This is a genomic window from Microvirga aerilata, from assembly GCF_016743775.1.
GTDB classification, from domain to species: Bacteria; Pseudomonadota; Alphaproteobacteria; order Rhizobiales; family Beijerinckiaceae; genus Microvirga; species Microvirga aerilata.
The window spans coordinates 15,650-39,121 of the sequence record NZ_JAEQMY010000029.1 but is presented as its reverse complement, the minus strand read 5'-3'; the positions used below and the strand labels follow the sequence as shown (position 1 = coordinate 39,121).

Sequence of the window (23,472 nt, the reverse complement as noted above, 5' to 3'; positions counted from 1 at the left end):
TCAAACACCCGGCTTTCTCATGGGCCAGTTGTGGATTTCGTCGGTGGCATCCCGGCACCAACGGTAGAAGGCGTCGTAGAGCGCCATCCCGGCCTCGAGCTGCTCGAGGTCGTCGGCATACATGCGCGAGAGCCCGAGCGAGGCGGCGAGCAGGCCTGGTGCCTCGGGCGCCAGATCGGGACGGGCTGTGTCGGCACCGCGCACGATGGTGGCGAGGCGCAGCAGAGGCTCCGTCGCGAGGCCGAACTCCTCGACCATGGTGTCGAATGTGCACTTCTCGCCGCGATGGCTCCAGAACAAGTCCTCGCCTTCAATGTCGAACGGGGCTGCCCCGAAGCGCTGCGCGACGGCGGGGACTTCCGATGCGACCACGAACAGGAAGACGGCCTGCGGGTCAACGAAGCGGCGGATGAGCCAGGGACAGGCGATGCGGTCGACCTTGGGACGGGCGCGGGTTACCCAGACGGTGCGGCCCTGGGCATCCCGGGGAGGCAGCACGGCCTCCGGCACCATGGGCAGACCCGCCCGCGCCCACGCCAACGCGCCACCCTCGAGAGAGTCCGCAGGAACACCCTCGTGCCGAAGCCAGGCGGCCACGCCCTGGCTGATCTTGAGACCCTTCTGGCAGATGACAATGACGGAGCGGCCCGTGAACTCATGAGCCCACTGGGAGACGAGGGACCAAGGGCGGCGGACGGCTCCCGGGACCAGGCGCGGGTCAGTGGCGAAGTCGTCATCGGTCTGGACATCGATGAGGACCGGGCACTTGGGCGTGCCGACCAGGCGGGCGAGCTTGTCAGCGGAGATGGCGTTGATTGACGGCATGAAGACGCGTCCTTGCTGAAGGAGAGCTGGACGCGATACTTGGGCATGGCGCCTCGTGAGGGGATCGCAGCCCCCATGGGCTCAATAGATGTGATCCGAAGATGCGTTGTCAACAAGCTCAATCAGAAGGCAAGAAGCGGATGATGATGGCGCTTCCTGACCGCCTCTGTCGCTCGCATGCCCAATGGCCAGCGTGCCGAAGGTCCGGAACGGGTCACGAACTGCCTTTAAGCGTGGCCTTATGAGTGTCCGCTCGTCGCGCATTTGCGGACGTTTTGATGTCCAGCGCGAAGTGAGGCAGGGCTGGCGCAGACTGCTCGGAGTTCGTCTGCTGTTACCCGTGCCGTTACCCGGGATAAAAATAGCTGCAGGGCTGCAGACGCAAGAAATTGTTAGAACCCTTGCCGGTTAAGGGTTTAGGGTGGTGAGCGCGCTGGGACTCGAACCCAGGACCCTCTGATTAAAAGTCAGATGCTCTACCGGCTGAGCTACGCGCTCCCAGGGGTGAGCCCGAGATAGGGGCTCTTGAGCCTTGGGTCAATCGAAAAGCCCCACTTGGAGGCCTGAATCCTCATTTCCAAAGCCAAGCAGGCTGTTTTCAGGATATTACCCCTGCGGATCGGAGGCTTGAAACCAGGAGGCTCAGCCTTCCTCCACCATGGCTATGTTGTTGGCATGCTGGCCCTGCTCGGCCTTGCTGTCCCGCTCGCCTTTGGCCCACCCCTCTTTGACCTCGCCGATATAATCCTCAAGCCGGCTATCGGCGATAGCCTTTCGCAGGCCGGCCGTAAGTTCCTGATAATAGGCAAGGTTATTCCAAGTGAGCAGCATCATCCCCAAAATCTCGTTGGAGCGAACGAGATGGTGAAGATAGGCTCGGGAATAGGTATTGGAGGCCGTGCACTTCGACTCAGGGTCAAGGGGGCTCTTATCTTCCGCGAAGCGTGCATTGCGGAGGTTCATGCGGCCATGGCGGGTGAAGACCTGCCCGTGGCGTCCGGCACGGGTCGGCATGACGCAATCGAACATGTCGACGCCCCGGCGCACTGCCTCGACGATGTCGTCCGGTGTGCCGACGCCCATGAGATAGCGGGGTTTTTCCTTGGGCATATGCGGCTCGACCGTCTCGATCATGCGCAGCATCACCTCCTGCGGCTCACCCACGGCGAGGCCGCCGATGGCGTATCCCTTCAAATCCAGAGCAGCGAGCTCCCTGGCGCTCTCGATGCGCAGCCGCTCGACCGCGCCGCCCTGGACGATGCCGAACATGGCCTTGCCCAGCTGCTCGCCGAAGGCAACCCGGCAGCGCTCGGCCCAGCGCAAGGATAGACGCATGGCCTTCTCGGCCACATCGTCCGGGCATGGGAGCTTCACGCATTCGTCGAGCTGCATCTGGATGTCGGATCCGAGCAGGCCTTGAATTTCGATGGAGCGCTCCGGCGTAAGGACGTGGGTTGATCCGTCGATATGGGACTGGAACGTGACGCCCGTCTCGTCGATCTTGCGCAGGGCCGACAGGGACATGACCTGGAAACCGCCGGAATCGGTGAGGATCGGGTAGGGCCAGTTCATGAAATGATGCAGCCCGCCGAGCCGGGCCACCCGTTCCGCGCCGGGGCGGAGCATGAGGTGATAGGTATTGCCGAGAACCACGTCCGCTCCGAGCGCCTTTACCTGATCAGGGTACATGGCCTTCACGGTGGCGGCCGTGCCGACAGGCATGAAGGCAGGCGTGCGGATGACGCCGCGGGGCATTCGGATCTCACCGGTGCGGGCCGCCCCGTCGGTTTTGTTGACCGTAAAGGTGAAGTTGTCGGTGGTCATACAAACCTCGCGAGGTGTTTCAAACCGCCGGTCACGGGCGGGAACGTACTGTGATGGATCATCAACGCCGAAACAGCAAACTCGCATCGCCATAGGAGTAGAAGCGATAGCCTGTTTCAATAGCGTGGGCATAGGCCGCCCTCATGCAATCCAGCCCTGAAAAGGCAGACACCAGCATGAACAGGGTCGAGCGTGGCAGGTGGAAATTGGTCATCAGCACGTCCACCGCCTTGAAGCGGTAGCCGGGGGTGATGAAGATGGCGGTGTCGCCGGAAAACGGCACGATGGAGCCATCATCCTGAGCGGCGCTCTCCAGGAGCCGGAGCGACGTGGTGCCCACGGCGACGATGCGCCCTCCCCTGGCCCGCGCTTCGTTAAGCGCCCGCGCGGTCTCCTCGGAGACGGAGCCCCATTCCGCATGCATCCGGTGCTCGGCGGTATCCTCCGCCTTCACGGGCAGGAACGTGCCCGCGCCCACATGGAGGGTGACGAACTGACGGGTGATGCCGCGCTCGTCAAGGCGCCGAAACAGGTCGTCCGTGAAGTGTAGGCCGGCCGTGGGTGCAGCGACGGCACCCTCGTCCTTGGCGTAAACGGTCTGGTAATCGGACCGGTCCTTATCGTCAGTTGGGCGCTTGCCCGCGATGTAGGGCGGCAGGGGCAGCTCCCCGAGGCGAGCGATAGCCTCATCGAGATATGCACCGGCAAAGGAGAAGCGCAGGGCCACGTCGCCCCCCTCGCCTTTTTCCTCCACCTCGGCATCGAGCCGCACGAGCTCGCAGGCGGTGCTCTCGGCAGCTTCGCCGAAGCGGATACGGTCGCCCACATTGAGCTTCTTGGCCGGCCGGGCGAAGGCGCGCCAGCGGTCAGCGCCCTCCCGCTTGTGGAGCATGATCTCGACGCGAGCGGCCGTCTCCTCCCGCACGCGAAGGCCGAAGAGCCGGGATGGAATCACTTTGGTGTCGTTGAGCACCAGCACATCGCCTGGCTGCAGCAGGTCGGGCAGGTCGCTAACGGTGTGGTCCTCAAGCCTATCTTCAGGCCTGACCACGAGCATGCGCGCGCCATCCCGCGGCTCCACCGGGCGGAGCGCGATGCTGGTTTCAGGCAGATCGAAATCGAACAAGTCGACGCGCATGATCTCTCCACTCCGGAGACGGTTTACGGGTCCGAATGGCACAAGGTCAACAGCAGGAGAGAGCTGCCGGACCCCAGCGGGAACCTTATAATGCTATAGCGTTTTGTAGCTTAGGAAAATCTTGAAGGAGGCGATTATGCTGCTGAACATCCTCTGTCCGGACACCGGTACGGAGAAAGGCCGCAAGATTGCCATTCTGTACGGGACCATAAGCTTGGCTATCATTGGTCTGGCCATGATGTACAAGGCTTTCAAACAATTCTTTCCGGAATGGAGCATCGGCGGCGTCAATGCTACGGTGGACCAGCGTGTGATCGTCTTCATCATCACGATGATGTTCGCGATGGTCTTTGTCGTCTCGGCCCTGCGCCTGTGGCGCAAGCACAGCCTTGGGGCCGCAGCCTTCGGACTCATCCTGCGCACGTACGACGCCGTTTTTGCCCTGCGTGATGACTCCACCGTAGCATTTGCCGCCTGGCTTCTAATGCTCCTGTTGAGCATTCATGGCGTTCGCGGGGTTCAGGGGATGCAGCAGCATAAGGCACGCCTCCAGGAAGACCGGGAACTCAAGCGTCTACAATCCGCTAGAAACGCAATAGCCGGCCTCAAGTAAGGCCGGCTATCGGACCCTTCGAAGACAGGCGGCTGATCAGGCCGCGTCCGCCGCGACCTTCATGGAGACAATGCTGTCGGGATCGCGCACGGGCTCGCCGCGCTTGATCTTGTCCACGTTCTCCATGCCTTCGGTCACTTTGCCCCACACGGTGTACTGCTTGTCGAGGAAGCGGGCATCGTCGAAGCAGATGAAGAACTGCGAGTTGGCGGAATGCGGCGCATTCGTGCGCGCCATGGAGCAGGTGCCGCGCACATGCGGCTCAGCGTTGAACTCGGCCCTGAGGTCCGGCAGGTCGGAGCCGCCTGTGCCGGTCCCGGTCGGGTCGCCGGTCTGGGCCATGAAGCCGTCGATCACCCGGTGAAAGACAACGCCGTCATAAAATCCCTTGCGGGCCAGGGTCTTGATCCGCTCCACGTGACCCGGCGCGAGATCGGGGCGCAGCTCGATGACCACGCGGCCCTTGGTGGTTTCCAGGATGAGGGTGTTTTCCGGATCTGCCATCGAAGTCTCCTGTATTGGCTCTGTTCGGTTGGAATCGGCCGCCTGCCCGCTCACATAGGCCGGGCATCGACAAAACGAAAGGCGAAGATACGCCCGGCAATGGCACGTCCGAAGCTTTCCGTAAAGGGAAGCGGTGTGCAGCGCTCGAAGGCCTCGCGAACAGCGCGGGTGAAAGGCTCGCGCTGGTCGGCCTCGGTGCCGGCCTTGTAATAGGTGATGCGAGGCTGGCCCAGAACCTCGCCACTGCGTTTGAAGCTGATGCGCAGGGTGATCTCCTGGCCCGAAAAGCCGCTGCCCGCAGGAGGACGCCAGCAGGCTTGGATCGCCTGAAAAATCTGGGCGATGCGGTCGATCCGCTCGACCTGAGGTGCATCGGCCCGCGGCCGCACGGTCCCTCGGAGGCCCTCAGGCAGCGGCGGAGGCCGCTCGAACTGGCGCTGCCGCTCGTCCGGATCGTCGAAATGCGGCAAGCCCTGAGCAGCAACCGGTGAAGCCAGGGTTGCCGCAAGAAGAAGCACGGCAGTACAGCGCCGCGCTCCCGCTATGTGGCCAAGCCGCATTACTTAGCGTCGGCCGCGAGCTGCATCTTCACGATCTTGTCGGGGTTCGACACCATGCCATTGGCGGCGGCATCCCCCTTCTTGATCTTGTCGACCACATCCATGCCGGACACGACCTCACCGAAGATGGTGTACTGGCCAGTCAACGGGCCGCAGCCCTCGTAGCAGATGAAGAACTGGCTGTTGGCGGAATCGGGGCTCTGGGAGCGCGCCATGCCGACGGAGCCGCGCTTGTACTGGGTCTTGGTGAACTCGGCCGGAATGTTGGGCAGGCTGGACTTGCCGGTGCCGGTGCCGGTGGGATCGCCGGCCTGGGCCATGAAGCCATCGATCACCCGGTGGAAGACGACGCCATTATAGAAGCCCTGCTTCGTGAGCGTCTTGATCTGCTCCACGTGCTTGGGAGCCAGGTCCGGGCGCAGGCGGATGGTGATGCGGCCGTCCTTGGTGTCCAGGAGGACGGTGTTCTGCGGATCGTTAGCCTGTTGGGCAGTTGCCGGAACGAGGCCGGCGAGCACAAGCGCTCCGGCTGCGAGCAAACGCTTCATGGGTGTAGGTCTCCTTTCGAGAACGTGAAACTTTATGGCCGCTTGAATTTGGCCTGCAAGCGCTCGGCGACAAGACCCGGCACGAAGGCCGAGACATCGCCGCCCATGCCGGCGATCTGCCGCACAAGCGTGGCGGTAATCGGGCGAACGGGAGGAGAAGCTGGGAAGAAGAGGGTCTGGACCTCCGGTGCAATGGCGGCGTTCATGGAGGCCATCTGGATCTCGTAATCGAAATCCGATCCGTCACGCAGGCCACGCACGATAAGGCTTGCCCCATGGCGGCGGGCCGCCTCGACCGCCAAATCCTTGAAGGTCGCCACCTCGAGCGCCACACCCTTTTCCTGCAGGATAGGTCCGCAGGCGGCGCGGAGCATGTCGGCCCGCTCCTCGGCGGAAAAGATCGGCGCCTTGGAGGAGTGAACGCCGATGGCCACCACAATCCTGTCGGCTACGCTGCAGGCCTGGCGCAGAACGTCCAGATGGCCGTTGGTGACGGGGTCAAAGGTGCCGGTATAGAGGGCGGTGCGTGTCATAAGGCTAAGGCGTAGCGGGATTGGCGCCGCTGAGCAAGCCGTGCGTTGGCGCACGGCAGGCATGGCATGGAGGTGAGAGATATGGCTAACCTTAGGTCAGGAGAAAGCTATGATCTTCCGTCTCTTCATCGTCGCCATCACGGCTGTTGCGGTTCTAAGCCCGGCAGCGCTCGCGAGTCTCGGCTGAGTTCCGCAAACCCATCTTGCGCTCTGGCTGTCATTCCGCGGCTGCGCAGCGGAACCCCGTCTGAGAGGCCGCTCGGCAATCCATAATCTGGCATAACAAGGTTTCAATTCTGGCCAGAACCAACTTTTCATGGATTGCAGGTTGGCCTTTGGCCGCCCGGGAACGACACTGGCAAATCAAAGCCATACGAAGAGACTCGCTGTATTGATCTTACCTACTCTATGAAAATGGCCGGGACAAACCCGGCCATTATTCTCAACTGGGAAACGGGAGGAGATTATTCTTCCGCAGCCTCACCGCCCTCGGTCGCAGCGTCATCCACGCCCTCGACCTCTTCGCCGTCTTCACCCTCGATGTGTTCCACCGAGACCACCTTCTCCTTGTCTCGGGTGGAGAAGATGGTGACGCCTTGCGAGTTGCGGCCCACGACGCGGATGCCTTCCACCGGTACGCGGATCAGCTGGCCGCCATCGGTGACGAGCATGATCTGGTCCGAAGCCTCGACCGGGAACGAGGCCACCAGCTTGCCGTTGCGGCTGTTCACCGCCATGGCCGTGATACCTTTGCCGCCGCGTCCGGTGATGCGGTACTCGTAGGAAAGCGTGCGCTTGCCGTAGCCCTTTTCGGAGAGCGTCAGGATGCACTGTTCCTGCGCGCTCATCTCCGCGTAGCGCTCCTGGGAGAGCGTGGCATCGGCGCTTGCCTCCTCCGCATCGTCCGCGGCATCGGCGTCCGAGCCCATCTGCTCGCCGGTGACGGCGCGGCGCATCTTGAGATAGGCCGCCCGCTCTTCGCCGGTCGCTTCCACGTGGCGCAGGATCGCCATCGAGATGATGTCGTCGCCCTCGGCCAGGTTGATGCCGCGCACGCCCATGGAGTCGCGCCCCTTGAAGACGCGCACGTCCGTGACCGGGAAGCGGATGCACTGTCCCTTGGCCGTGGTGAGCAGCACGTCGTCGTTTTCCGAGCAGATCTGCACGTCGACGATGTGCTCGCCCTCACCCAGCTTCATGGCGATCTTGCCGCCGCGATTGACCTGGACGAAGTCCGAAAGCTTGTTGCGGCGAACCGTGCCGCGGGAGGTGGCGAACATCACGTCCAGCTTGTCCCAGGACGCCTCGTCCTCAGGCAGCGGCATGATCGTGGTGATGCGCTCGCCCTGCTTGATGGGCAGCATGTTCACCAGGGCCTTGCCCTTGGCGTTGGGAGCAGCCAGCGGCAGGCGCCACACCTTCTCCTTGTAGGCTTGGCCCTCGGACGAGAAGAAGATCACCGGCGTGTGGGTGTTCGCCACGAACAGGCGGGTGACGAAATCCTCGTCCCGTGTCGTCATGGCGGAGCGGCCCTTGCCCCCGCGGCGCTGCGCCCGGTAGGTCGAGAGCGGCACGCGCTTGATATAGCCGGCGTGCGACACGGTCACGACCATGTCCTCGCGGGCGATGAGATCCTCGTCGTCCAGGTCCGAATCCCAGTCCACGATCTGGGTCTTGCGGGGGGTCGCAAAGGTTTGGCGAACCTCGGTCAGCTCGTCCCTGATGATGCCCATGATGCGAACACGGGAGCGCAGGATCTCGAGATAGTCCGAGATCTCGGCCGCAAGCTTCGACAGCTCGTCGCCGATCTCGTCCCGGCCGAGAGCCGTGAGGCGCTGCAGGCGCAGGTCGAGGATGGCGCGGGCCTGGGTCTCGGAGAGACGGTAGGTGCCGTCCTCGTTGATCTTGTGGCGCGGATCGTCCACGAGGGCAATCAGCGGCGCGATGTCATGAGCCGGCCAGTCGCGGCCCATGAGGGACTCGCGGGCGGCGTTCGGATCGGGCGCCGTGCGGATGAGGCGGATCACCTCGTCGATGTTGGCGACAGCAATCGCCAAGCCGCACAATACGTGGGCGCGCTCGCGCGCCTTGTTCAGCAGGTACTTGGTCCGGCGGGAGACGACCTCCTCACGGAAGTCGACGAAGGCGCGGATCAGGTCCTTCAGGTTCATCAGCTCGGGACGGCCGCCGTTGAGCGCCACCATGTTGGCGCCGAAGCTCGTCTGGAGCGGGGTGTAGCGGTAGAGCTGATTGAGCACCACGTCCGCCATGGCGTCGCGCTTGATCTCGACCACGATGCGCATGCCGTCGCGGTCGGACTCGTCGCGAAGATCCGCGATGCCCTCGATCTTCTTCTCGCGCACCAGCTCGGCAATCTTCTCGATCAGCGAGGCCTTGTTCACCTGATAGGGAATCTCGGTGAAGATGATCGCCTCGCGGTCCTTGCGAACCTCCTCGATCTCCGACTTGGCCCGCATGATGATGGAGCCGCGGCCCGTGGTGTAGGCCGAGCGCGCGCCGGAGCGGCCGAGGATCAGGGCGCCGGTCGGAAAGTCCGGGCCGGGGATGATCTCGATCAGCTCCTCGGCCGAGATGGCAGGGTTGTCGATGAGCGCCAGGCAGCCGTCGATGACCTCGCCCAGGTTATGGGGAGGCATGTTGGTGGCCATGCCGACCGCGATGCCGCCGGCGCCGTTGACGAGCAGATTCGGGAAGCGCGCGGGCAGGACCGCAGGCTCGTATTTCGACTCGTCGTAGTTGGGCGTGAAATCGACCGTGTCCTTGTCGATGTCGTCGAGAAGCGGCATCGCCGCCTTGGCAAGACGGGACTCGGTGTAGCGCATGGCCGCCGGCGGATCGCCGTCCACGGAGCCGAAGTTGCCCTGCCCGTCCACGAGCATCAGCCGCAGAGAGAAGTCCTGCGCCATGCGCACCAAGGCGTCGTAGATCGCGCTGTCGCCATGCGGGTGGTACTGACCCATCACGTCGCCGACGATGCGGGCGGACTTCACGTACTTCTTGTCGGGCGTATAGCCGTTCTCGTGCATCGAGTAGAGGATGCGCCGGTGCACGGGCTTGAGGCCGTCGCGCGCATCGGGCAGAGCGCGGCTCACGATCACGCTCATGGCGTAATCGAGATAGGAGCGCTTCATCTCGTCGACGATGGAAATCAACTTGATGTCGCTGGCCGGCTGGTCCCCGCCGGGGCCGCCGGAGCGGATATCGTTCGGATCGGTCAAGGTTGGTCTTTCTTAAAACGGTCTGCCCTTTCGCGAGAGGCGGCTTTCGATGCCGCTTCGTCAAGTCGTTCGGCAGCCCCGCGAATCCAATTGAAATCAAGTCTTTAGATGGGCGATTGCAAGCCTTTTTTCAAGGTATTTCGGGGGTTTTCCAAAGCCCACGACCACCCTGAAGGGACACATACTGACGCATGGCTTAAGCCTAGGTTTATAGTTCACGGCTGAGATAACCCAGCTTGCCGAAAGGTAAGGCTCGTGGCATGGCAATTTCTGTCGCCGCTAAAGGAAAAAGAACATGGATTGGGTGGTCTGGGGAATCGTCGCCCTCTTCGTGCTCTATGGAATATCCACCTATAACAGCCTCGTCACCCTGCGGACGCGGGTGGCTCAAGCCTTTGCGGATATCGACGTTCAGCTGAAGCAGCGTCACGACCTGATCCCCAACCTGATCGAGACGGTAAAGGGCTATGTGGCCCATGAGCGCGAGACGCTCCAGGCGGTTGTCGAAACGCGCAACGCAGCCCTGAAGGCTCAGACCCCCGGCGAGCAGGCTGCCAGCGAAGGCGCCTTGTCCGGGGCCTTGGGGCGGCTCATGGCCCTCGGGGAAGCCTACCCGGACCTCAAGGCTAGCGCCAATTTCCAGCAGCTGCAGACGGATCTGGCAGACATCGAAGACAAGCTCGCGGCTGCCCGCCGCTTCTTCAACAACGGGGTTGGCGAGTACAACGCTGCCATCGGGCATTTCCCGGCCGTGCTTTTTGCAGGGCTGATGGGGTTCAGGCAGCAGGTCTTCTTCGACGTTGGAGAGATCCAGCGGCAAGCCCTTGAGGCGCCGCCCAAAGTTGCTTTCTGAAGACCTGCCCCGTGTTTCCCGCTTTCGGCCTCTATACGCACATTCAAGCCAATCGTCGGCGTTCGATGCTCCTGATCGCCGGCCTTTTCCTGATGTTCTACCTCATGACCTTCGGGCTGGCCCTCTTGTGGCAGATCGGCCCGCAGGCTGCGAGCAGCGAGACTTCGCTCCAACCCCTGCTTCGAGCAGGCCTTCGGGACACCCTCTGGGTTTCACCTCTTGTGACCGCTCTTGCGGGGATCTGGATCTGGTGCGGCCTGCGCCTCAATACCTTTATTCTCAACCTGACCACCGGCTCCGCGAGCCTTGAACGTGCCGAGGCCCCTCGCGTCTACAACCTGCTCCAGAATCTGTGCATCTCCCGGGGCCTCTCCATGCCCAAGCTGAGAGTTCTGGAAACTGAAGCACTCAATGCCTTTGCGTCAGGCATCCGGCCGGATCAGTACACGATCACGGTGACCCGCGGCCTGCTCGATCTGCTGGATGACCGGGAGCTGGAAGCCGTGCTCGCTCATGAGCTGACCCACATCCGCAACGAGGACGTCAGGACCATGACCATTGCCGTCCTGGTGGTGGGGATCGTCTCATTTCTGGGCGAATATGCCTATCGCTGGCTGCGTGACAGTTCCGGCTATTGGGGCTTCTGGACGCTTTCGACCAAGCGAAAGACAAGCCGCTACGACACCGGAAAGAAGGATAAGGAAACAAAGGTGAAGGGCGGCCGCCTCGCCGCCATCGTCATTGCTGCGCTCTGCATTGCGGTCGCCTGGCAGCTCTCGCTCATCATCCGCTTTACCCTGTCCCGCCGACGCGAATACCTTGCGGACGCTGGCGCGGTCGAGCTGACGAAAGATCCGGATGCCATGATCTCGGCTCTCGTGAAGATCCAAGGCAACACCGACCTCCATGACGTGCCGTCCGGCGTCATGGAGCTCTGCCTCGACAATCCGCGCTCCGGGTTCATGGATCTCTACGCCTCCCACCCACCTATCGAGAAGCGGATCGATGCCTTGGTGCGCTATGCGGGCGCGCATCCTGTGGCGTTGCCGGATCCTGACCAGGGCAACGTCATGCCGGAGGCTCCGGCGGCCTAGACCCGGACGAGCAGGGCCGTCGCGTCGTCGCTGACCTTGAAGCGCGGGTAGAGCCTCCCGTCCGGATCGATTTGCGTTTCGATCTCCCGCGCCTTCTGCGCCAAGGGCTCCAGACCTGACGACAGCGCAGCCGCCATCATGCTTTCCGCATTCATCACCCCATAGAGGTCGACAAGGGCCGAAAAGCCGTCGCTGGTCAGGAGGATGGTTGAGCCTTCCTCGCACGGCACCGTCCCGTGCCGCAGACGGTCGGCCGCACTGGGATCGAGACCGAGCAGGGAGGGCCCTCTGCTCTGCCGCTGCCGCTGGCGGCGCTCGGCGAGCCAAGCCTGGAACTCGGGTGTCCGGTTGATGGTCTCCGGCGTTGCCCTACTTGCCTGGAGGAGCCTTTCGGCGGCCGCAACCTCGAACTGCCTCATGCCGGGCGCCTCCCCCACGGTGAGGACGGAGCCGTCAGGCCTTCGGACAAAGGCGGTCGTATCGGCAAAGGTCCAGACATCGAGGCTCCCGCCCCTGTGGCGTACGAGGGTCATGGCCCCGACCGGCCAAGTGAGGAAATCTTGACGCTCCTTCGGTGCCGCAGCCATGAAGGCCGTGCGCGCCTCCTCCATCACATGACGGATCAAAGCAGAGCCGTCCTGAGCTTCCGGCGCGAGATCCGACAAGCGCCGGCTTGCGAAGCCGGCAAGCCAAGCGGCATCGCTCCTCTCGTGCATGATGGCCGGAGTGCCGGGGAAGATGGAGGTGTCGATTACCCAGGCCCAAGCCCCTGAGGCGCCGAAGGCATCCTCGTTGGCCCTGTCGGGAGAACCCGGCCAGCTGATCCGGTCCAAAATCGTGAACATCGTCGCCCTGCCCCTCGCCAAACGCACCCGACGACGCCATAACGCAAAGCTTAGGATAAGGTCCAGCGATGCTCCTCGACTATATTTCAGCCGCCCTCGTCACCCTGCTCGTCACCCTCGATCCGGTAGCGCTGGCTCCGATCTTCGTGTCGCTGACCCGGGGCATGAACGCGTCGGAGCGACGCCGGGTGGCCCTGCGGGCGAGCCTGATCGCCTTCGGCATTCTGGCCTTCTTCGGCCTTGGCGGCGAGGTGCTGCTGCGTCTGCTTGGCGTGGGCATTCCGGCTTTCCGCATCTCGGGCGGCCTTCTGCTGTTCTGGATCGCCTTCGAGATGGTGTTCGAGCGCCGCAACGAGCGCAAGCAGCACACGGCGGATATCGCGATCACCGAGGATCACATCCGCAACGTCGCCGCCTTCCCGCTCGCGATCCCGCTCATGGCGGGCCCCGGCGCCATTACGGCCGTGATCCTGCTGGCGGGCCGCGCCGACGGCAACCTTGTCTACCTGGCCTCGCTGCTGATCCTGATTGCGCTCGGAATCCTGAGCTGCTTCTTGGTGTTCTCCACCGCGGACCGGGTATCCCGCTGGCTTGGAGTTACCGGAAACGTGGTGCTGACCCGCCTTCTTGGCGTGATCCTGGCCGGCCTCGCCGTGCAGTTCATCATCGATGGGGTCGTGGCCCTGCTCAATCAGCAGCCGTAACCGCAAAAGGCTGGAATTCGCGTGCGACCTGCTCGTAGACGTGACGCTTGAAGGGAACCACCAGTTCAGGCAGGCGCTCGAGACACTCCCACCGCCACTCGCCGAATTCCGGCTCGGCGCCACCTCTTGTTCCGGCCACCTCGATCTCGCGCTCGTCCCCGACGAACCGAAAGGCGAACCAGCGCTGACGCTGCCCGCGAAATTGGGACAGCCGGTGCGGCGGGCCCTCATAAGGCGGAAAGTCGTACGTTACCCAGGTGGGCGTTTGCCCGAGATGGGCAGGGCTTGTGACACCTGTCTCCTCCCAGAGCTCCCGCTTGGCCGCCGCCAGAAGCTCCTCGCCCTCGTCGACGCCACCCTGGGGCATCTGCCACTCATGCCCAGGCGCGATTGTCTCCGGTCCATCGTCGCGCAAGCGCCGTGCAATCAGCACCTGCCCTTCCCGGTTGAAGAGCGCAATGCCCACATTAGGGCGATAGAGAGGTTCGGGCGCCGGACTCATCCCAGGGCCGCGCCGTCCGCGCTCATGGTAAGAATGAACATCCCATCCTCCGGCGCATCCGCCTCGAGGACGCTCCACCCCAACCCTTCATAGAACGCACGCCGGTGGGCACGTGACAGAAGATATACCCGCTCCGCTCCCGTACTGAAGCCGTAAGAGGCAGCCTTTTCCACCAGTGCCGCTCCGATTCCCTTTCGCCGCTGCTCGGGCTCAACCCAGAGAGCCGCAACCCAGGGGGTGTATTGCGGCCTCGTCTCCTCGTCCCAAGCGATGATGGAGACGGTACCCAGGAATCTGCCGTCCTCATGCGCCACCAGCGCTGTTGGTATGGGGCCAGGCGCAAAACTCCCCTGCACGAGGCCGCTGAGCAGTTCCAACGGATGGCCATCCTTCTTCCAGAACGCGCGCCAGACCCGATCGGCGACGGTATCCGCAAAATCCGGACGATCGCGCAGGTCACTGATCGCCAGCATAGTCATCGAAGCGTTTCCAGAAGGCGCGTCATGAGCTTCTGGCGCGGTGCGATGGAAGAGATAAGGCCGTATTCCTGAAGCGTATGCGCCCCGTCGCCGTCGATACCGAGGCCGTCGAGGGTCGGGATGTCGAGCGCCGCCGTAAAATTGCCGTCAGAGCCGCCGCCGACCCGCGGCGCGGACACGAGGTCGAATCCGATCTCGGCCGCGAGCGACTTGGCATGGTCGAACAGTCTGGAGGTCGCCTCCGTCCGCTCGTAAGGCGGCCGGTTCATGCCCCCCGTGACCGTAACCTTGAAATCGGAATTCTGAGGCTTCAGACCCAGGATCGCCGCCGTTACGGCCTCCCCGTCCGCCACGGTCTCGACCCGCAGGTCCACGGGGAAGCGGCAATGCTGCGGAATGGTGTTCATCGCCGTGCCGCCGGACACCATGCCGACTGTGGTGGTGATCCCCCGCGCATAATCCGTCATGGCCTCGATGGCGAGGATCTGGCGCGCGGCCTCGTAGATGGCGTTGCGACCGTCCTTGTGGCGCGAGCCCGCATGGGCGGGCCGGCCCTCCACATGCACGTCGAAGCGTCCCACGCCTTTGCGGGCGGTGACGATCTGGCCGCCGTCCCGGGCGGGCTCTGTGACCAGGGCATAAGCCGAGCGGCGACCGAGAGCCTCGATGATCGGCCGGGTGGTGGGCGAGCCGATCTCCTCATCCGGCGTCACCAGGAACACCATGGGGCGCACGGCAGTGCCTTTCCGTGCCACGTCCTTGAAGGCCTCAAGGCAGAACCAGGCGCCGCCCTTCATGTCGTAGATGCCCGGCCCATAGAGCCGGTCACCCTCGATCCGCAGGGGCAGGTCGCGCTCGATGGTGCCCAAGGGGTGCACCGTGTCCAGGTGCGACATGACCAGAATGCTCGGCTCTGTGGTCTGCGGCCCCGCGCGCAGGACGAGCGTATCGCCCAGACCCTGCTCCCCCGGGACACGCTCTATGGCTACGGGCGCGTCCTGCATCTGCGCGACCACGAGGTCCATCATCAGGTTCACCCCGGCCCTGTCATGGGTCGGGCTCTCGGTGCGGATCCAGGTGAAGAGCGTGTCGAGGGAGGGCAAGGAGCGGCTCATGAATTCTCGGTTCCGGGGCAATGATGCCTTCTGGGTAAACACTCATCGCCGCAAACATCAAGTTCGGAGACGAGGCCCTGCGCTACAAAACTACGTCCTTATGACGCAGCCACGCTTTAAGGATACTCTATCACCTGCAAATAGGATAAGTGCCCTAAGGTTATAGCTTCAACCGGAATCAAAATAACAATGGCACGCACAATCGGTTCGCTTCGCAATGACTTCCTCGAAGGCTCCAGTGTTTCCGACAGCATCTATGGGGACAGCAGCGGAACGCGCATCTCCGGCTCGACAACGGGTGACCGAATCCACAGCTACAACGGGGCAGATTTCCTTTACGGCGACGCAAGAGCCCTGAAGTCCAAAGCCCGCGGCGGAGCCGACTCGATCTGGGCCGGTCTCGATGGCGACACCGCCTACGGCGATTCTTACACGATGAGCCAGTACTCTGCCGGAGGAAACGACAAGATCTGGGGCGAATCCGGCTACGACACACTCTACGGCGATGCCCGGACCATGTCAGGCTACGCCCGTGGCGGATCCGACAAGCTTTATGCCGGCCATGATGACGACAGGCTCTATGGCGATGCCTATTCGATGTCGACAAGGACCACTGGTGGCAGGGACAGCCTCTACGGAGAGAACGGCAACGATCGCCTTTTCGGCGACGCTCACTCCATGACCAGCCTCGCTCAAGGCGGCGCGGACGCCCTGTCCGGGGGCAGCCACGATGATACCCTTTATGGGGATGCCTACACCCTGAGCCACAGCGCCAAGGGCGGAGCTGACACGCTCAACGGCGATAGCGGGCGGGATGTGCTGTATGGCGACGCGCGCACGCTCACGTCCTATGTGCTGGGTGGACATGACATCCTCAAGGGCGGCACCTCCGATGACATCCTTTATGGCGATGGCTACCAGATGCGTAACTTTGCAGTGGGTGGGTCGGATATCCTCTATGGGGGGTCGAGCAGCGATAAGCTTTATGGCGACGCCCTCGGGTTCTACGACAATGTCGTAGGCGGATCAGACACGCTTTACGGCGAAAGCGGCAACAATACCCTCTTCGGTGACGCCGACACCATGAACGCCTTCTCCCTTGGCGGGAACGACACGCTCTATGGAAGCAGCGGCAACGACAAGCTTTATGGCGATGCCCTGTCGTTAAACGATCAGAGCCGCGGCGGCCACGATTACTTGAGCGGCAGCTCGGGCAATGACGTGATCTATGGCGACGCGCAGGTCACCAGCCCCCTTGCCGGTTATGGCAACGATACCCTCCTTGGAGGCGCGGGCAACGACCGGCTGGTCGGCGACTCGTCCTATGGCGGAACGGGCCTCGATTATCTCAACGGCGGCAGCGGAAACGACACCATGGACGGCGGCGGCGGCCGCGATATCTTTGCCTTCGATCTCTCGTCCGGCCGGGACACCATCCAATACTTCCGTCCGGGCGAGGACCAGATCGACCTGCGGGCTTGGCGCTTCGCGTCTTTCGAGAGCATCAGCATCACCCAGAAGACGGGCTATTCCGTTGTGTATCTTTCCGGAACGAGCCACTACATCAAGCTTGAGAACGTCTTGAAGACCCAGCTCTTGACGAGTGACTTCATCCTCTAAAGGCAAGAGGCCCGGATACACTCCGGGCCTCTTTTATTCTCCACAACCTTTTCACTCCATATGACGATGCAGCGCCGACAAGGGCCGGAATCTTCATATGGACGAAGAGGGAATTCGATATAATCCACGGAAAATTGCCTCAATTCCTACGAAGCACTACAGCATCTGCAGCGTAGCCTGAAGACTTCGCTTGCCTACTCGCCACCTTCGTCTTGCACTCACTTGATCAAGATGGATCATAGATCTTGGCAGGTATGCAAATGCTTGAAGGAAATCTCTAGAGAGGAGCGTCAGTGCTGTGCTGTAGCAAGCGGGATCGACAACAGGATGTTGCCTGCCTCGTCCACAACCTCCAGGTGCCAGTCACGCCAATCGATCTCACCGGCCTCAGTCTCCTCCCGCAGTTCCTGGATAGCTTTGAGGGCCTGATAATGCGCAGCCTCCAGGTTTGAGACTTCGATCCCCGTCTCATCCAGAATGCGTTCATGCGCATGCACAAGGTGAAAGTAGCAATGCACTCTACAATGGCCCTGATTGCTTTAATCAACCACCGGGTCATCGGATGACCACAGAAGATGATCTTACATGAACAGCTTCTATGCACATACGCAAGGTATGTTTTCAAATTTGCGGAAGCTTTACAGCGGTTTCACAATAACGACGCGCCGTCTACTGCAGGCTACTCTAGGTCAGCATCGTTTTCTATCATGACCTGGCAACTTGGGCGATCTCACAACTGCTGATCCTCTAGGCGGGCTCTCACGTCTGGCGCACGGAAAGAAAAGGCCGCCAGCGAGGGCGGCCTTTCTGCGAGATATCGGGCCACTAGAACGGAATATCGTCGTCCAGATCGTTGTAGCGGGACCCGCCACCTCCGCCGCCGCTGTTGCCACCGCCGCTGTTGCCGCCGCCGCTGTTGCCGCCGCCGAAGGACGGTGCCGGCCGCCGGTCCTGCTGGGAAGACCGCCCTCCGAATTCGCCGCCTCTTGCGACCTGACCCGGCTCCTCGTCGCCGAACTCCGAGGCTCCGCCGCCGCGGCTGTCCAGGATCGTCAGCTCACCGCGGAAGCGCTGCAGCACCACCTCCGTGCTGTACTTCTCCTGACCCTGCTGGTCCGTCCACTTGCGCGTCTGCAGCTGGCCCTCGATGTACACCTTGGAGCCCTTCTTCAGGTACTGCTCCGCCACCCGGCCCAGGTTCTCGTTGAAGATCACCACCGAGTGCCACTCGGTCTTCTCCTTGCGCTCGCCCGTGCCCTTGTCCTTCCAGGTTTCGGACGTGGCAATCCGCAGGTTCACCACCGGCTCCCCGTTGCCCAGACGCCGAACCTCAGGGTCACGCCCCAGATTGCCCACCAAGATCACCTTGTTCACACTGCCTGCCATCAGGGCCTCTCCTCGCTCACATGAGGCTGTTCTGGGGCCGGGTCGCCCCGAGAGCAAGCTGAGCAGCGGGTTCTGCACAGGCCTGTCCCCAGAAAGGGTGAGGAAGGGGCTCGCGATACCCCTCCCGCTTTTTCATTGAGCAGGCACCGGCTCAGATGACAAAAAAGTCCTTGTAGGTCATGGGGAGCTTCTTCGTCAGTGTTGCGATCTCCACCGCCTTGCCGGCTCCAGACCCATCAGCGTCATAGTAAAGCACGCCCTTGTTCTTATCGTAGACGAGGTAGTCATTCTTATCTTTGGCTTTCTCGCCAATGGTGAAAAACGCTTTGCTGAGTTTCGCAGGGCTGGCATCCGTGCCTTTTTTGCCGAGCTTGGAGAGCACCGAATTGTCCAGCCAGATCGAATCATCCCTCGTCTTGAAGTCGACGATCTTATCCTTGTTGAGTTTTGCCGCCTCCGACCGGAAGATGAAGACATCTTTGCCCGTACCACCCGTGAAAGTGTCCTTGCCTAGGCCACCTTCCAGGCGATCATCGCCGGCAGCGCCCTTGAGGCTATCGTTGAAGCGCGTGCCCACATAATGGTCGTTGAAGGCTGACCCCTCCAATTTAACCGCCTTCTGCCGCGGATCGATGATCTGCCCATGTATGCCATTGCGATTGTTATCGAAGTCGCTGACATAGTTGCTCCACGACACGACAAGCCGGCCATCGTCAAGGCTTGCCAAGCTCGCCGAATACTCGGCTCCGCCCGAGGGATATACGCGTTCCACGAACAGGTCTGACTGGCTTCGCTCCCCATTGTTTTTGAATGTTGCGATGTAGAGGTCTTTTGAGTTGAAGCCGTCCTCTTGAGCGAAATAGGCGATGGCGAAGCCGCCATCCGCCAGCTGAGTGATCGCTGGCTTTTGCAGAGAGCCATCCAGGCCGCTCGATTTGACAATGAGTTCACCGCCGAGTTTCGAACCATCGGCATTGAGCATTTGCGCTTTGATCAAGGCGGTGGACTTGCCTTGCGCGTCACGGGTCTCTTCGACCCAAGCAATAACGGTCTGGCCGCCGACCAACATTGTCGCGATCGGTTTGGAGACATCCTTGTTAGTGGCTGAAGCAGCAATGACAACGGGCTCGGTTGCACCTGTCCCGTCGTTGTTGAAGATCTGGGCACGGATGACACCATCTTGATCACCCCACCCCTCGAAGAACACGGCATACCGCCCTTGCATGGCAACAATGATAGGCGCGTTCGAATCATTGTCCGCGTCAGCTTTCACAGGCACTTCGCCTCCGAGCCGTTCTAAGGAAGCGCCGAAGGCTTGCACGACAACTGAGTAGTTCTCCGTCTCGTATGCGACAGCGAACCCTCCGTTGGACAGGGCCGTGACGGAAGGGCTCGGGCTTCCGTTGACGGAAGTGGTGTTAACCTGGAACTCATCCCCAAGGGCAACGCCGTCGGCACTGAAGGCACGGGCGCCGATTTGATCCCGGGCGGCATCCTCCCACACGACAACAAAGCGGCCGTCACTTAAAACGGTTACCTGAGGGTCTCTTTGGATATTGTCCGCAACTGTATTGATAAGGAATTCCACTCCTCGCTTGGTCCCGTCGGCATTGAATATTTGCCCGCGGATTGCCCAGCTGGATGTATCTCCCCCAGTTTGGCTGTCATCCTCCCATACGGCCAAAAATGCCCCGCCCTTCAGGGCATGAAGAGCCGCATTTTGCTGGTGCCGGTTATGGTAGTATTGACAAGGAACTTTGTTCCCCAAAGCGCTGGCGTCGCCATAATAAATCCCCAAAGGTTGCAAACTACAGCTAAACAGTACCGTTATTACGTTGGAGCTTCAATCCCGCCTCAAGAAAAAATACCTGAAAGAACAATTGTAAACGGTCGAGCTATGGGCAGGCGCACAAGCAACGTTGAGGAAGACATAGATTGAAGCACCTACCCTCACCGTTCAGAACCCATTGCCCTGCGTACCCTGTTTGTTCTAGGATCACATCCTGGAATCATCCGCCGCATTGCGTCGGCGGCAGGGACATCACATATGCGGGGACCGGCCGGGCAAGGTCGGTACCTCTCAGAAGGCTAAGCGGGCCATGGCTAAACTCGACGAACTGTTCAACCGCGCCAAGGCGGGCGATAAGGATGCGCGCGTGATCTCCGTGCGCGGGGCGCGGGAGCACAACCTCAAGAACGTCGACCTCATGGTCCCACGGGACCAGCTCGTGGTGTTCACGGGCCTGTCCGGCTCCGGCAAGTCGTCGCTGGCCTTCGATACCATCTATGCCGAGGGGCAGCGGCGCTATGTGGAGTCGCTCTCCGCTTACGCTCGCCAGTTCCTGGAGATGATGCAGAAGCCGGACGTGGACCAGATCGACGGTCTCTCGCCCGCCATCTCCATCGAGCAGAAGACCACCTCCAAGAACCCGCGCTCGACGGTGGGCACCGTCACCGAGATTTACGACTACATGCGCCTGCTCTGGGCACGCGTCGGCATCCCCTACTCTCCCGCCACCGGCCTGCCCATCGAAAGCCAGACCGTCTCCCAAATGGTCGACCGGGTGCTGGAACTGCCGGAGAAGACCCGCCTGTTCCTGCTCGCCCCCGTGGTGCGCGGCCGCAAGGGCGAGTACCGAAAGGAAATCGCCGAGTTCCAGAAAAAGGGGTTCCAGCGCCTCAAGGTAGACGGCGAATACTACGCCATCGACGAAACCCCTGCCCTCGACAAGAAGTTCAAGCACGACATCGACGTGGTGGTGGATCGGATCGTGGTGCGCGCCGACATCGCCGCGCGCCTGTCGGAGTCCTTTGAGACGGCGCTCGAGCTGACCGATGGCATCGCCATCATCGAATATGCCGACGAAAAGGACGAAAAGGGTCAGCCGAAGCGCATCGTCTTCTCGTCCAAGTTCGCCTGCCCGGTCTCCGGCTTCACGATCCCGGAGATCGAGCCCCGCCTGTTCTCGTTCAACAATCCCTTCGGCGCCTGCCCCACCTGCAGCGGCATCGGTCACGAGATGCGGATCGACCCGGATCTGGTGGTTGACGAGACCCTGTCCCTGAAGCGCGGGGCCATCATGCCCTGGGCGAAGTCGACCTCTCCTTATTACGGCCAGACCCTGGAGGCGATCACCAAGCACTTCAAGGCGTCCATGACGAAGCCCTGGACCGAATTGCCGGAGCAGGTGCGCGAGGTGATCCTCTACGGTTCCGATGGGGAATCCATCCGCATGGCCTATGACGACGGCCTGCGCGCGTACGAGGTGAAGAAGCCCTTCGAAGGGGTGATCCCCAACCTCGAGCGCCGCTACAAGGAAACCGAGAGCGACTGGGCGCGCGAGGAAATCGGCCGCTTCATGGGCGAGACGCCCTGCGAGGCCTGCGGCGGCAAGCGTCTGAAGCCTGAAGCGCTGGCGGTCAAGATTGCCGGCTCCGACATTGGCGATGCCACTGCCCTGTCGGTCAAGGATGCGCATATCTGGTTCAGCGATCTGTCCAAGAAGCTCACCAAGAAGCAGAATGAGATCGCAGGCCGCATTCTCAAGGAAATCCGCGAGCGTCTGACCTTCCTGGTCGATGTGGGCTTGGAATACCTGACCCTTGCCCGCGCCTCCGGCACCCTGTCCGGCGGCGAGAGTCAGCGCATCCGCCTCGCCTCCCAGATCGGCTCCGGCCTCACGGGCGTTCTCTACGTGCTCGACGAGCCGTCCATCGGCCTGCATCAGCGCGACAACGAGCGCCTGCTCGGCACCCTGAAGCGCCTGCGCGACCTCGGCAACACGGTGATCGTCGTGGAGCATGACGAGGACGCGATCCTGCAGGCCGACTATGTGTTCGACATCGGCCCGGGCGCCGGCATTCATGGCGGCCAGATCGTGGCCGAGGGCACTCCCGACGAACTCCTGGCAAACCCGAAGTCGCTCACCGGCAAGTACCTTACGGGCGCTATGTCCGTGAAGGTGCCGGCCAAGCGCCGCAAGCCCGATCGCAAGCGCATGATCAAGGTGGTGGGCGCCAGGGGCAACAACCTGCAGGATGTGACGGCGGAGATCCCGCTCGGCACCTTCACCTGTATCACCGGCGTGTCCGGCGGCGGCAAGTCCACGCTGGTCATCGACACGCTCTACAAGGCAGTGGCACGCAAGCTCAACGGCGCGCTGGAGCACCCGGCGCCCTTCGACCGCATCGAGGGCCTGGAGCATCTCGACAAGGTCATCGACATCGACCAGTCGCCCATCGGCCGCACGCCGCGCTCGAACCCGGCCACCTATGTCGGCGCTTTCACGCCGATTCGCGAATGGTTCGCAGGGCTCCCGGAAGCGAAGGCGCGCGGCTATCAAGCCGGTCGCTTTTCGTTCAACGTGAAGGGCGGACGCTGCGAGGCCTGCTCTGGCGACGGCGTGATCAAGATCGAAATGCACTTCCTGCCCGACGTCTACGTCACCTGCGACGTGTGCAAGGGCAAGCGCTACGACCGCGAGACCTTGGAGGTGAAGTATCGCGAGAAGTCCATCGCCGACGTGCTCGACATGACGGTGGAGGAAGCCCGCGAGTTGTTCAAGGCGGTGCCGTCGATCCGCGAAAAGATGCAGACGCTGGCCCGCGTCGGCCTCGACTACGTGCATGTGGGCCAGCAGGCCACCACTCTTTCGGGCGGCGAGGCACAGCGCGTCAAGCTCTCCAAGGAGCTCTCCAAGCGCGCCACCGGACGCACCCTCTATATCCTGGACGAGCCCACCACCGGCCTGCATTTCCACGATGTGGCGAAGCTCCTTGAAGTGCTGCACGAATTGGTTGACCAGGGCAACAGCGTGGTCGTGATCGAGCATAACCTCGAGGTCATCAAGACGGCCGACTGGGTGATCGACATGGGTCCCGAAGGTGGCAGCGGCGGCGGACGGATCGTGGCTCAGGGCACGCCGGAGGACATCGCCCAATCCAAGGAAAGCCATACCGGCCGCTTTCTGAAGGAGGTGCTGGAGCGCAGGCCCTTGAAGAACGAAGCGGCTCCGAAGGATGCCCCCAAGAAGGCGCCTGCGAAGAAGGACAAGAAGGTGACGCGGCAAGAGGCGGCCGAATAGCCGCCC

Annotated in this window: 21 protein-coding genes and 1 tRNA gene; 6 read left to right on the top strand and 16 right to left on the bottom strand. The window is 62.2% G+C overall.

Translation table 11 applies throughout. The annotated features are described in order from the left end of the window. From JKG68_RS18075 to queA, 4 genes are all read right to left on the bottom strand, one after another. Positions 1–825 (bottom strand): chromate resistance protein ChrB domain-containing protein, encoded by an 825-nt coding sequence (locus JKG68_RS18075; protein ID WP_202062332.1) that lies wholly within the window; start codon positions 823–825, stop codon positions 1–3. A 422-nt stretch (positions 826–1,247) separates the two neighbouring features. Next, positions 1,248–1,323: transfer RNA gene (locus tag JKG68_RS18070), tRNA-Lys, on the bottom strand. A 144-nt stretch (positions 1,324–1,467) separates the two neighbouring features. Beyond that, the gene (gene tgt, locus JKG68_RS18065) at positions 1,468–2,649 is read right to left on the bottom strand and encodes a tRNA guanosine(34) transglycosylase Tgt (protein WP_202062330.1); all 1,182 of its coding nucleotides are present in this window, start codon (positions 2,647–2,649) and stop codon (positions 1,468–1,470) included. Positions 2,650–2,710: 61 nt separating this feature from the next. After that, positions 2,711–3,787 (bottom strand): tRNA preQ1(34) S-adenosylmethionine ribosyltransferase-isomerase QueA, encoded by a 1,077-nt coding sequence (queA, locus tag JKG68_RS18060; protein WP_202062328.1) that lies wholly within the window; start codon positions 3,785–3,787, stop codon positions 2,711–2,713. A gap of 136 nt (positions 3,788–3,923) precedes the next feature. Here queA and JKG68_RS18055 point away from each other — a divergent pair, with 136 nt between their 5' ends. After that, the gene (locus tag JKG68_RS18055) at positions 3,924–4,400 is read left to right on the top strand and encodes a hypothetical protein (protein ID WP_202062326.1); all 477 of its coding nucleotides are present in this window, start codon (positions 3,924–3,926) and stop codon (positions 4,398–4,400) included. Between the two features lie 36 nt (positions 4,401–4,436). On the opposite strand, the gene JKG68_RS18050 is transcribed toward JKG68_RS18055, so the two are convergent. From JKG68_RS18050 to gyrA, 5 genes are all read right to left on the bottom strand, one after another. Further along, the gene (locus JKG68_RS18050) at positions 4,437–4,904 is read right to left on the bottom strand and encodes a peptidylprolyl isomerase (RefSeq protein WP_202062324.1); all 468 of its coding nucleotides are present in this window, start codon (positions 4,902–4,904) and stop codon (positions 4,437–4,439) included. 50 nt (positions 4,905–4,954) lie between these two features. Further along, positions 4,955–5,422 carry a UCP034077 family protein gene (locus JKG68_RS18045; protein ID WP_202062322.1) on the bottom strand — a complete coding sequence of 156 codons (468 nt, stop codon included), beginning with the start codon at positions 5,420–5,422 and terminating at the stop codon, positions 4,955–4,957. Positions 5,423–5,463: 41 nt separating this feature from the next. Beyond that, entirely contained in the window at positions 5,464–6,012 is a 549-nt protein-coding gene (locus JKG68_RS18040) for a peptidylprolyl isomerase (RefSeq protein ID WP_202062320.1), read from the bottom strand. Positions 6,013–6,044: 32 nt separating this feature from the next. Continuing rightward, positions 6,045–6,545, bottom strand: coding sequence for a pantetheine-phosphate adenylyltransferase (gene coaD / locus JKG68_RS18035; RefSeq protein ID WP_202062318.1), 501 nt, complete (start codon positions 6,543–6,545; stop codon positions 6,045–6,047). Positions 6,546–7,009: 464 nt separating this feature from the next. Continuing rightward, on the bottom strand, positions 7,010–9,784 hold the full coding sequence (gyrA, locus tag JKG68_RS18030) for a DNA gyrase subunit A (protein WP_202062316.1): 2,775 nt from the start codon (positions 9,782–9,784) through the stop codon (positions 7,010–7,012). 295 nt (positions 9,785–10,079) lie between these two features. Between gyrA and JKG68_RS18025 the strand changes: the two genes are divergently transcribed. Both JKG68_RS18025 and JKG68_RS18020 read left to right on the top strand, forming a co-directional pair. Beyond that, entirely contained in the window at positions 10,080–10,637 is a 558-nt protein-coding gene (locus JKG68_RS18025; RefSeq protein WP_202062314.1) for a LemA family protein, read from the top strand. 11 nt (positions 10,638–10,648) lie between these two features. Then, a complete protein-coding gene (locus tag JKG68_RS18020) occupies positions 10,649–11,731 on the top strand; it encodes a M48 family metallopeptidase (protein WP_202062312.1) in 1,083 nt (360 codons plus the stop codon). Here JKG68_RS18020 and JKG68_RS18015 read toward each other — a convergent pair. After that, complete coding sequence (locus JKG68_RS18015) at positions 11,728–12,576, bottom strand: protein phosphatase 2C domain-containing protein (protein WP_202062310.1); 849 nt, start codon at positions 12,574–12,576, stop codon at positions 11,728–11,730. The genes JKG68_RS18020 and JKG68_RS18015 overlap by 4 nt on opposite strands. 68 nt (positions 12,577–12,644) lie before the next feature. Here JKG68_RS18015 and JKG68_RS18010 point away from each other — a divergent pair, with 68 nt between their 5' ends. Beyond that, entirely contained in the window at positions 12,645–13,280 is a 636-nt protein-coding gene (locus JKG68_RS18010) for a MarC family protein (RefSeq protein ID WP_202062308.1), read from the top strand. On the opposite strand, the gene JKG68_RS18005 is transcribed toward JKG68_RS18010, so the two are convergent. From JKG68_RS18005 to JKG68_RS17995, 3 genes are read right to left on the bottom strand one after another with little or no spacing between them, the layout of a single operon-like run. Continuing rightward, positions 13,264–13,782, bottom strand: coding sequence for an RNA pyrophosphohydrolase (locus JKG68_RS18005; protein WP_202062306.1), 519 nt, complete (start codon positions 13,780–13,782; stop codon positions 13,264–13,266). The two genes, JKG68_RS18010 and JKG68_RS18005, sit on opposite strands and share 17 nt — an antisense overlap. After that, positions 13,779–14,261, bottom strand: a complete 483-nt coding sequence (locus JKG68_RS18000) for a GNAT family N-acetyltransferase (protein ID WP_202062304.1) — start codon at positions 14,259–14,261, stop codon at positions 13,779–13,781. The genes JKG68_RS18005 and JKG68_RS18000 overlap by 4 nt, the downstream gene beginning before the upstream one ends. After that, positions 14,258–15,376 carry a M20 family metallopeptidase gene (locus JKG68_RS17995; protein ID WP_202062302.1) on the bottom strand — a complete coding sequence of 373 codons (1,119 nt, stop codon included), beginning with the start codon at positions 15,374–15,376 and terminating at the stop codon, positions 14,258–14,260. Before JKG68_RS17995 ends, JKG68_RS18000 begins: the two co-directional genes overlap by 4 nt. 189 nt (positions 15,377–15,565) lie before the next feature. Here JKG68_RS17995 and JKG68_RS17990 point away from each other — a divergent pair, with 189 nt between their 5' ends. After that, positions 15,566–16,996: a calcium-binding protein gene (locus tag JKG68_RS17990; RefSeq protein ID WP_202062300.1), complete on the top strand. Its 1,431-nt coding sequence runs from the start codon at positions 15,566–15,568 to the stop codon at positions 16,994–16,996. Between the two features lie 290 nt (positions 16,997–17,286). On the opposite strand, the gene JKG68_RS17985 is transcribed toward JKG68_RS17990, so the two are convergent. From JKG68_RS17985 to JKG68_RS17975, 3 genes are all read right to left on the bottom strand, one after another. Next, positions 17,287–17,514 carry a DUF6894 family protein gene (locus tag JKG68_RS17985; RefSeq protein WP_202062298.1) on the bottom strand — a complete coding sequence of 76 codons (228 nt, stop codon included), beginning with the start codon at positions 17,512–17,514 and terminating at the stop codon, positions 17,287–17,289. Positions 17,515–17,821: 307 nt separating this feature from the next. Then, positions 17,822–18,382, bottom strand: a complete 561-nt coding sequence (gene ssb, locus JKG68_RS17980; RefSeq protein WP_202062296.1) for a single-stranded DNA-binding protein — start codon at positions 18,380–18,382, stop codon at positions 17,822–17,824. A 151-nt stretch (positions 18,383–18,533) separates the two neighbouring features. Further along, entirely contained in the window at positions 18,534–20,180 is a 1,647-nt protein-coding gene (locus tag JKG68_RS17975) for a hypothetical protein (RefSeq protein ID WP_210346374.1), read from the bottom strand. Between the two features lie 301 nt (positions 20,181–20,481). Between JKG68_RS17975 and uvrA the strand changes: the two genes are divergently transcribed. Then, positions 20,482–23,466 carry an excinuclease ABC subunit UvrA gene (uvrA, locus tag JKG68_RS17970; protein ID WP_202062291.1) on the top strand — a complete coding sequence of 995 codons (2,985 nt, stop codon included), beginning with the start codon at positions 20,482–20,484 and terminating at the stop codon, positions 23,464–23,466. The last annotated feature ends 6 nt before the right edge of the window (positions 23,467–23,472 follow it).

What these genes read in the sequence shown, in the direction of transcription:
- JKG68_RS18075 (WP_202062332.1), bottom strand. Translation starts at nt 825, where the DNA reads ATGCCGTCAATCAACGCCATCTCCGCTGACAAGCTCGCCCGCCTGGTC.
- tgt (WP_202062330.1), bottom strand. Translation starts at nt 2,649, where the DNA reads ATGACCACCGACAACTTCACCTTTACGGTCAACAAAACCGACGGGGCG.
- queA (WP_202062328.1), bottom strand. Translation starts at nt 3,787, where the DNA reads ATGCGCGTCGACTTGTTCGATTTCGATCTGCCTGAAACCAGCATCGCG.
- JKG68_RS18055 (WP_202062326.1), top strand. Translation starts at nt 3,924, where the DNA reads ATGCTGCTGAACATCCTCTGTCCGGACACCGGTACGGAGAAAGGCCGC.
- JKG68_RS18050 (WP_202062324.1), bottom strand. Translation starts at nt 4,904, where the DNA reads ATGGCAGATCCGGAAAACACCCTCATCCTGGAAACCACCAAGGGCCGC.
- JKG68_RS18040 (WP_202062320.1), bottom strand. Translation starts at nt 6,012, where the DNA reads ATGAAGCGTTTGCTCGCAGCCGGAGCGCTTGTGCTCGCCGGCCTCGTT.
- coaD (WP_202062318.1), bottom strand. Translation starts at nt 6,545, where the DNA reads ATGACACGCACCGCCCTCTATACCGGCACCTTTGACCCCGTCACCAAC.
- JKG68_RS18025 (WP_202062314.1), top strand. Translation starts at nt 10,080, where the DNA reads ATGGATTGGGTGGTCTGGGGAATCGTCGCCCTCTTCGTGCTCTATGGA.
- JKG68_RS18015 (WP_202062310.1), bottom strand. Translation starts at nt 12,576, where the DNA reads ATGTTCACGATTTTGGACCGGATCAGCTGGCCGGGTTCTCCCGACAGG.
- JKG68_RS18010 (WP_202062308.1), top strand. Translation starts at nt 12,645, where the DNA reads ATGCTCCTCGACTATATTTCAGCCGCCCTCGTCACCCTGCTCGTCACC.
- JKG68_RS18005 (WP_202062306.1), bottom strand. Translation starts at nt 13,782, where the DNA reads ATGAGTCCGGCGCCCGAACCTCTCTATCGCCCTAATGTGGGCATTGCG.
- JKG68_RS18000 (WP_202062304.1), bottom strand. Translation starts at nt 14,261, where the DNA reads ATGACTATGCTGGCGATCAGTGACCTGCGCGATCGTCCGGATTTTGCG.
- JKG68_RS17995 (WP_202062302.1), bottom strand. Translation starts at nt 15,376, where the DNA reads ATGAGCCGCTCCTTGCCCTCCCTCGACACGCTCTTCACCTGGATCCGC.
- JKG68_RS17990 (WP_202062300.1), top strand. Translation starts at nt 15,566, where the DNA reads ATGGCACGCACAATCGGTTCGCTTCGCAATGACTTCCTCGAAGGCTCC.
- ssb (WP_202062296.1), bottom strand. Translation starts at nt 18,382, where the DNA reads ATGGCAGGCAGTGTGAACAAGGTGATCTTGGTGGGCAATCTGGGGCGT.
- uvrA (WP_202062291.1), top strand. Translation starts at nt 20,482, where the DNA reads ATGGCTAAACTCGACGAACTGTTCAACCGCGCCAAGGCGGGCGATAAG.